Origin of the sequence: Bacillus sp. AP8 (assembly GCF_000321185.1) — a bacterium.
Lineage (GTDB): Bacteria > Bacillota > Bacilli > Bacillales > DSM-1321 > Bacillus_AD > Bacillus_AD massilioanorexius.
Window position 1 is genome coordinate 1 of sequence record NZ_CAPG01000049.1, and the last position, 7,583, is coordinate 7,583.

General features: G+C 34.4%; 8 protein-coding genes. 2 read left to right on the plus strand and 6 right to left on the minus strand.

The window, feature by feature from the left end:
• The 6 genes from hemL to hemA all read right to left on the minus strand — a co-directional run.
• On the minus strand, window positions 1–1,284 hold a 1,284-nt coding region (hemL, locus tag BN349_RS13110; protein WP_019242783.1), incomplete at its 3' end, for a glutamate-1-semialdehyde 2,1-aminomutase.
• Window positions 1,285–1,333: 49 nt separating this feature from the next.
• Window positions 1,334–2,314, minus strand: coding sequence for a porphobilinogen synthase (gene hemB, locus BN349_RS13115; protein ID WP_019242784.1), 981 nt, complete (start codon window positions 2,312–2,314; stop codon window positions 1,334–1,336).
• A gap of 25 nt (window positions 2,315–2,339) precedes the next feature.
• Window positions 2,340–3,110, minus strand: a complete 771-nt coding sequence (locus tag BN349_RS13120) for a uroporphyrinogen-III synthase (RefSeq protein ID WP_019242785.1) — start codon at window positions 3,108–3,110, stop codon at window positions 2,340–2,342.
• Window positions 3,107–4,039: a hydroxymethylbilane synthase gene (gene hemC, locus BN349_RS13125; RefSeq protein WP_019242786.1), complete on the minus strand. Its 933-nt coding sequence runs from the start codon at window positions 4,037–4,039 to the stop codon at window positions 3,107–3,109. Before hemC ends, BN349_RS13120 begins: the two co-directional genes overlap by 4 nt.
• Window positions 4,040–4,048: 9 nt before the next feature.
• Window positions 4,049–4,882 (minus strand): cytochrome C assembly family protein, encoded by an 834-nt coding sequence (locus BN349_RS13130; protein ID WP_019242787.1) that lies wholly within the window; start codon window positions 4,880–4,882, stop codon window positions 4,049–4,051.
• Between the two features lie 13 nt (window positions 4,883–4,895).
• Window positions 4,896–6,248 (minus strand): glutamyl-tRNA reductase, encoded by a 1,353-nt coding sequence (gene hemA / locus BN349_RS13135; RefSeq protein WP_019242788.1) that lies wholly within the window; start codon window positions 6,246–6,248, stop codon window positions 4,896–4,898.
• A 442-nt stretch (window positions 6,249–6,690) separates the two neighbouring features.
• On the opposite strand from hemA, the gene BN349_RS13140 reads away from it, so the two are divergent.
• On the plus strand, window positions 6,691–7,173 hold the full coding sequence (locus BN349_RS13140) for a LiaF transmembrane domain-containing protein (RefSeq protein ID WP_019242789.1): 483 nt from the start codon (window positions 6,691–6,693) through the stop codon (window positions 7,171–7,173).
• Window positions 7,174–7,282: 109 nt separating this feature from the next.
• Window positions 7,283–7,528, plus strand: coding sequence for a hypothetical protein (locus BN349_RS25910; RefSeq protein ID WP_148335192.1), 246 nt, complete (start codon window positions 7,283–7,285; stop codon window positions 7,526–7,528).
• Window positions 7,529–7,583 lie beyond the last annotated feature (55 nt).

Below are 7,583 nucleotides of genomic sequence, written 5' to 3' on the forward strand. Positions count from 1 at the left end.
TTTTAATGAAGCAAATGCTTTTTCAGCAGCTGCAATTGTTTTAGCAATATCCTCATCGCTATGTGCTGTTGATAGGAACAATCCTTCAAATTGAGAAGGTGGAAGGAAGATTCCCTCATGTGCCATTTCACGATAATAAGAAGCAAAAAATTCTAGGTTAGAAGTTTTAGCTGCTTCATAATTGATGACTTTTTCATTCGTAAAGAAGAAACCAATCATGGAGCCTGCACGATTAAAAGTATGAGGAATTTCATATTTTTCGGCTGCTTTACTAATACCCTCTTCTAGTAAATCACCTTTTCGTCTAAATTCCACATAATCTTCAGGCGTTAATTGACTTAATGTCATATAACCACCTGTCATTGCAACGGGATTCCCAGATAGTGTACCTGCTTGATAAATTGGGCCACTTGGAGCAATATTTTTCATAATTTCTTCTTTACCACCGTATGCTCCAACAGGTAATCCTCCACCAACTACTTTTCCTAGGCATGTAATATCTGGGTCAATTCCAAAATAACCACTCGCACAATGATAATCTACACGGAAACCTGTCATTACTTCATCAAATACTAATAACGCACCGTATTGAGTAGTAATATCACGTAAACCTTGCAGGAAGCTCGGAAGAGGAGGAACAACCCCCATATTGCCTGCAACAGGCTCAACGATGATACAAGCGATATCTTCGCCGAATTGTTTGAATGCATAACGAACACTTTCAAGGTCATTATACGGAACTGTAATTGTATTCTTTGCCACACCTTCAGGTACTCCAGGACTATCCGGTAACCCTAGTGTTGCAACACCTGAACCTGCTTTAATTAATAAGGAGTCCCCATGCCCATGATAGCAACCTTCAAATTTCAAGATTTTATTACGTCCTGTATACCCACGAGCTAATCGTAAAGCACTCATCGTAGCTTCTGTTCCTGAAGACACCATACGAACCATTTCCATGGAAGGAATACGATCAATAATGAGCTTTGTTAATTTATTTTCTAATTCTGTTGGTGCACCAAAGCTAGTGCCTGTTTCTACGACTTTTTTCAAGGCTTCCACAACAGCTGGTTGACTGTGACCTAAAATAAGTGGACCCCATGATAAAACGTAATCAATATATTCATTTCCATCAATATCATATATTTTTGAGCCTTGACCTCTCTCCATAAAAATTGGATCCATATCAACGGATTTGAATGCTCGAACCGGACTATTGACACCGCCAGGCATTAAATGAATAGCTTCTTTAAAAGCAGCTCTAGATTTATCATAACAACGCATAATAACATCTCCTTATAGAAAAACCGTTGCCGGTCCTTTTTTATTATTATTAAGATAACCAACGTGCAACATCTTTTGCAAAATAGGTAATGATTAAATCTGAACCAGCACGTTTTAAACCAGTTAAAGTTTCTAAAACAATTTGTTTCTCATTCATCCAACTGTTAAGAGCAGCTGCTTTAATCATGCTATATTCTCCACTAACGTTATAAGCCACAATTGGCAAATTGATATTATTTTTCACATCTCGGATGATATCCATATACGCTAAAGCAGGCTTCACAATCAAGAAATCTGCTCCTTCTAATAAATCAGATTCCGCTTCACGAAGAGCTTCCATACGATTTGCAGGATCCATTTGGTATGTTTTACGATCTCCGAATTGCGGAGCTCCATTTGCCGCATCACGGAATGGTCCATAATAAGATGATGCATATTTAACTGAATACGACATAATCGGAATATCTAAATATCCTGCTTCATCTAAACCAGCTCGAATAGCAGCTACAAAACCGTCCATCATATTGGATGGTGCAATAATATCAGCACCTGCATCAACCTGACTAATGGCTGTTTTTACTAGGTATTCTAATGATTCATCATTTAAAATTTCTCCATCTTTTACAATTCCGCAATGACCATGATCGGTATATTCACAAAGACAAGTATCTGCTACAATCAACACTTCAGGATATTTCTCTTTAATCAGACGAGTTGCTTTTTGAACTAAACCATTGTGGCTGAATGCACCCGTTCCACACTCATCTTTATCATGTTCAAAAGGAACACCAAACAAAATAAATGCTTTAATTCCTAGTGCGATTGATTCTTCAACTTCAGATAATAAATTATCTAATGATAATTGATAAATTCCAGGCATAGAAGCTATTTCATTTTTCACTTTTTCCCCATCGATAATGAAAATAGGATAAATTAAATCTTCCTTTTGTAAAGTAGTTTCTCTTACTAAGGAACGCATAGCTTCATTTTTTCGTAAACGTCTATGTCTTGTAAATTGAATATTTTCCATTTACTTCTCCCCCTATTTATTTCGCTTAAATTTGTTTCTTATTAAAATGTACTAAACTATGTAACAAACCTTCCATCGTATATACCTCTGCACAAATATCTACTTGTAATCCATACTGCCGGGCTGTTTTTGCTGCAATAGGTCCGATGCAAGCTATAGTCGCTGAGGATAATTGTTTATCCAATTGATACTTTTTTACAACTGACATAAAGTTATGAACTGTAGAAGAGCTCGTAAAAGTAATTATATCAAATGGAGAGTGTGACAACATGTGAATAAGCATACTTTCACTTTGTTCGGGCATCTTATTATCATACACAATGATTTCATCACAAGTACAACCACTCTTCCTCATTTGCTCTGCAATTAGATTTCGCGCTAAATTTCCTTTTACAACTAATACTTTAGAGTCAGGATGCAATAATGGGATAAATTCTTCCACAAAGCATTCCGCAACAAATTTTGATGGTGTAAATTGTGGCTTGTATCCATAATCCGAAAGTATATCTTTCGTTTTATCACCAATAACGGCAATATGATTTCGTATAGGGGCATCTACAAATTCGAAAAAAAACTGCACACCTTTTTTACTCGTAAAAATAATCCAATCATATACGTTTAGTGACGCTAGCCTTTTTTCTTCTTCCTTTGACAGCTTACACCTTTGAAAGCCGATCATTGGAATGCTAGTTGGAATTCCTCCATATTTTTTAATTTCTTGAGCAAATCCCACGCTATCTCGCTTATCTCTCGTTATGAGTACACTTTTCCCAATTAAAAAAGAAACTTCCTTCATTCTTTTTCAGACTCTTCTTTGACAGCATCGATTAACTCTTGTCCACCTCGACTTTGAATGTTATTCGCTGCTTTCTTTCCTACCTCTACAGCATCCTTACCAGAAACTTGTTCCTTTAATATGATGGTGCCTTCTGGATTAGCTACTAAAGCTGTTAACATTACTTCGTCATCCTTCATAGTGGCATACCCTGCAATCGGTACTTGGCACCCGCCCTCCATGGCATGCAAAAATGCTCTTTCAGCCGTTACTGTCTGTTTTGTTTGCTTACATTCGAACTTTTGTAAGCCAGCTAGTAATTCTTCGTCATCTAATCTACATTCAATCGATAAGGCACCCTGTCCAACAGCCGGTAAGCAAAGAGAAGGATCTAAATATTGTGTTACAACATCTGAACTCCAGCCTAAACGAGATAATCCAGCAGCCGCTAAAATAATCGCATCATACTCTTCTTCTTTTAATTTCGCTAGACGAGTGTCAATATTTCCACGAATCCATTTTATTTGTAAATCGGGTCTAGTGGCTAATAATTGTGCACTTCTTCTTAAACTACTCGTTCCCACAATTGCACCTGGCTTTAATTGCTCTAACGTTGATCCATCTTTTGAAATCAGAACATCACGATGATCCTCTCGAACAGGGATACAACCAATTGTTAGCCCTGCTGGAAGAACTGCAGGCATATCTTTCATACTATGTACAGCCATATCAATCTCTTTCGTTAATAGCGCGTGCTCGATTTCTTTGACAAATAAACCTTTACCACCTACTTTAGATAACGTCACATCTAGGATTCGATCTCCTTTTGTCACGATTTCCTTCACTTCAAATTCAAACGGTAATCCCAAATCTTTCAATTGTTGAATAACCCAATTTGTTTGTGTAAGCGCTAGTTTACTTCTTCTTGAACCAACAATGATTTTTCTCATAGTATCCTCCTATGTGCTCCAATAATGAAAATTCGATAAGCCACTAAATAAAAAGAAATTTATTAAAACAATTAAGAAACAAGTGATATTCCAATAAGCTAGCATTTTACCATTTACCTGCTTTCTTATTTTCACATATATTACTAGAATATAACAAAGTAAAATAACCATTGACCCTAGTATTTTAACATCAAACCAACTAACTTCTGGTAATTTGATATAAGCCCATTGAAGTCCGAGTACTAATCCAAAAAATAAAATAGGAACCCCTATAACATTAAGAATGTACGATAATTTCTCTAGCTTAGACAAATCTCCTAACCTCATTAAACGTTTCCCCCATTTTTTTCGTTTCAATAAATCATATTGAATCAAATATAGAATCGAAAAAACAAAGGACAAAGTGAATGTGCCATATGCTAGCAATGATATAGTGATATGAATGGAAAGTAACTCTGACATAAGCTGTTGTGCTAAAACATGCGTTTCAATTTTAAGCGGTGCAAATGTGTGAATGACCATAACGATAAATCCAAGGACATTCGTAAAAAACACCAAAAAATCTGTTGTAAGTATCTTATTAATAACAAGCGATAATGTAATTAAAACCCAAACATAAAAATATAATCCTTCAAACAATGTCAAAATTGGAAATCTTCCAGTTTTTACGACATAAAGACATAAAAAAATTGTTTGTAATAACCAAACAATGACAAGCAACCAGAAGGCTACTTTATTTGCCTTCCGGTTATTATGAAGAAAATCAATAAAATATAAAAGAACACTTAATGCATATAAAATAATTGTGACTTCATGTAATCTCGTAAGCGAAATATCAAACATGATTGTTCTCCTCTTATACTTCAACTGCTATAGCTTTTAAATCATGTGCTGCTGACGTAGGAGTTTTTTGCACTTGAGATTTAGCCTTTTGTGCTTCAACTAAATTCTCAATATTAAATGTTTGAACAAAAGCTTGAAGTGTTTCTTCCCTATTCTTTTGACCAGCAAGTTCTTTCGCATAAAGTACTGGGTCTTTCAGCATTTGATTAATAATACTCTTCGTATGCTTACTAATCACTTTATATTCCCTCTCTGTTAATTGAGGAAGTTTTCTAGATATACTCTCCATTGTTTCAGCTTGGATTATAAGCGCTTTTTCTCTTAATGCTGAAATCACAGGGACAACTCCGAGCATATTCATCCAATTGTTAAACTCTTCAATTTCCTTTTCAATCATTATTAAAATAGCTTCCGCTGCTACTTTACGTTCTTGAAGATTCGCTTCAACGATACCTTCTAAATCATCTATATCATATAAAAAGACGCTATCAATTTCCGAAAGGCTTGGGTCCAAATCTCTTGGAACTGCAATATCGACCATGAAAATTGGTCGTCCTTTTCGAATTTGATTAGCAACATCCATTAATTCTTTAGTTATTACGTACTCTTTAGAACCAGTTGATGAGATAACGATATCCGCATCAAGTAAAGCACATTGAAGTTCACGTAATTCTTTCGCTTTGCCAGAAAATCTTTCCGCTAATAATACAGCTTTTTGATGAGTGCGATTTATTACTGAAACCTTTTTCGCTCCAGCGCTATAAAGATTTTGAATGGCAAGTTCCCCCATCTTCCCTGCTCCAATAACAAGTACATTCTTGTCATCTAAGCTTCCAAAAATCTTTTTAGCTAATTCCACAGCTGCATAACTAACGGACACAGCATTTGTATTGATTTCTGTTTCAGAATGCGCTCTTTTAGCTAATGTCACCGCTTGCTTAAATAAGTGATTAAACACTGTACCAATTGTCGTTTGATTTTGAGCAAGAGTGTAGCTTGATCGAACTTGACCGAGAATTTGTGTTTCACCAAGTATCATCGAATTCAATCCACAGCTCACTTGAAATAAATGATCGACTGCACGATTGCCTTCATAAATAAACAGAAATGGTGCAAATTCTTCCGTTGGTAAATCAAACCACTGAGAAAGAAACTCTTTAATATAATATCTCCCTGTATGAATTTGATCTACAACTGCATATATTTCTGTTCTATTACATGTAGAGATGATAACATTTTCCAAAATACTTTTCTTATTTTGTAAAGTTACCATAGCTTCTGCGAGTTCAGCTTCGTTAAATGATAATCTTTCACGAATCTCAACAGGGGCAGTCTTATAATTTAACCCAACTGCTAGTATAAACATCCCTACATCCACACCCCCATGAAAAATAACATAGTTTCCTATTTTGGATTATAACATGTATTTACATTTTATTTTTATAATATTCTTGAAAGTTTTTGAACAACTAATGACATACTGTGCTAGTATAAAAATAAAATCAACATAAGAACTAACAAGCAATCACTCTATATTCTCATGATGAAAACAGATCTTGATGATTGATATTGCGATAATAATTTTCCTAAGAATTATGCAGATTTTCTAAAAAAACTCTAATCTCCACAACATTTAATTTGTATAATAGAACTATTGTATGTTAAAACTGATTTTTTTACACACAATCGGCTTTTTTCAACCGATAAAAAATCTCTTGGTTTTACATATTTTAGAATGATTACTAAGTAATAATTTATCAAATCTAAATGATTTCTTCAATTATTTTGTTTGGAAAGAAGGGATATTTTTGAAATCCTACGGACTTTTTTCTGGAGTCATCTTAATTGGATTCGGCATCTATTATTTTTTAAGTCAATCAAGCATTGAACTGTTTCAAGGATTTTATTCTTGGCCAACCATTCTTTGTATCGTTGGAATTGCTTTTCTTATTCAAGCCTATAAAGGAAATAAAAGTGATTCAATATTAGCCGGAGTCATTTTTTTAGGTTTTGGAATTCATTTTCATGTTGTTCACACTTTAAAGCTCTGGCCAAACGAACTAGGAATTTTTATTTTAATCATTTCATTAGGCTTAATGCTACAAGGAAGTAAAGCAAAATCAGGAATGCTACCAGGTTTTTTATTATTAGTAGTAGCACTCATTCTTTTATTTAAAGAAAAAATGTTTGACCTCCTTGGTATTGTCCAATCGGGTATAGGCGCATCATTTCCTGTATGGTCCATTCTTTTGGTTGGTTTAGGTGTTGCGCTATTATTTATCAAAAAATAATACAGAACTATTGAATAGAAATGTGAAGAATCTATAATGGTAACGATTCGCCACTCAACACATACCATAAAAATAAAGAGTCTTGAAAAGCTCTTTTGGGGATGATGTTATGAGTATAGTATGTAAACGATTATTCACTATGATTATTTTATCTTTACTCGGAACGTTTGAATTGATTTGGCTCTTTTATTCAATAAATATGTACAGTGAAATCATATTTCTATTTATCATATGTTCCCTTATTACATTGTTTAGTAGTCTAGCCTCCATCGATGAACCTAATTCTATTACTTTTAATAATCGTTCAAGAATTAGTGTTGTGTTATTACTATTAGCTTTTATCTTACTCATCTAATAAAAAGCTTAATCAGCCTTATCAAAATGTAATTCTAATAGAAAGAGACAGACCT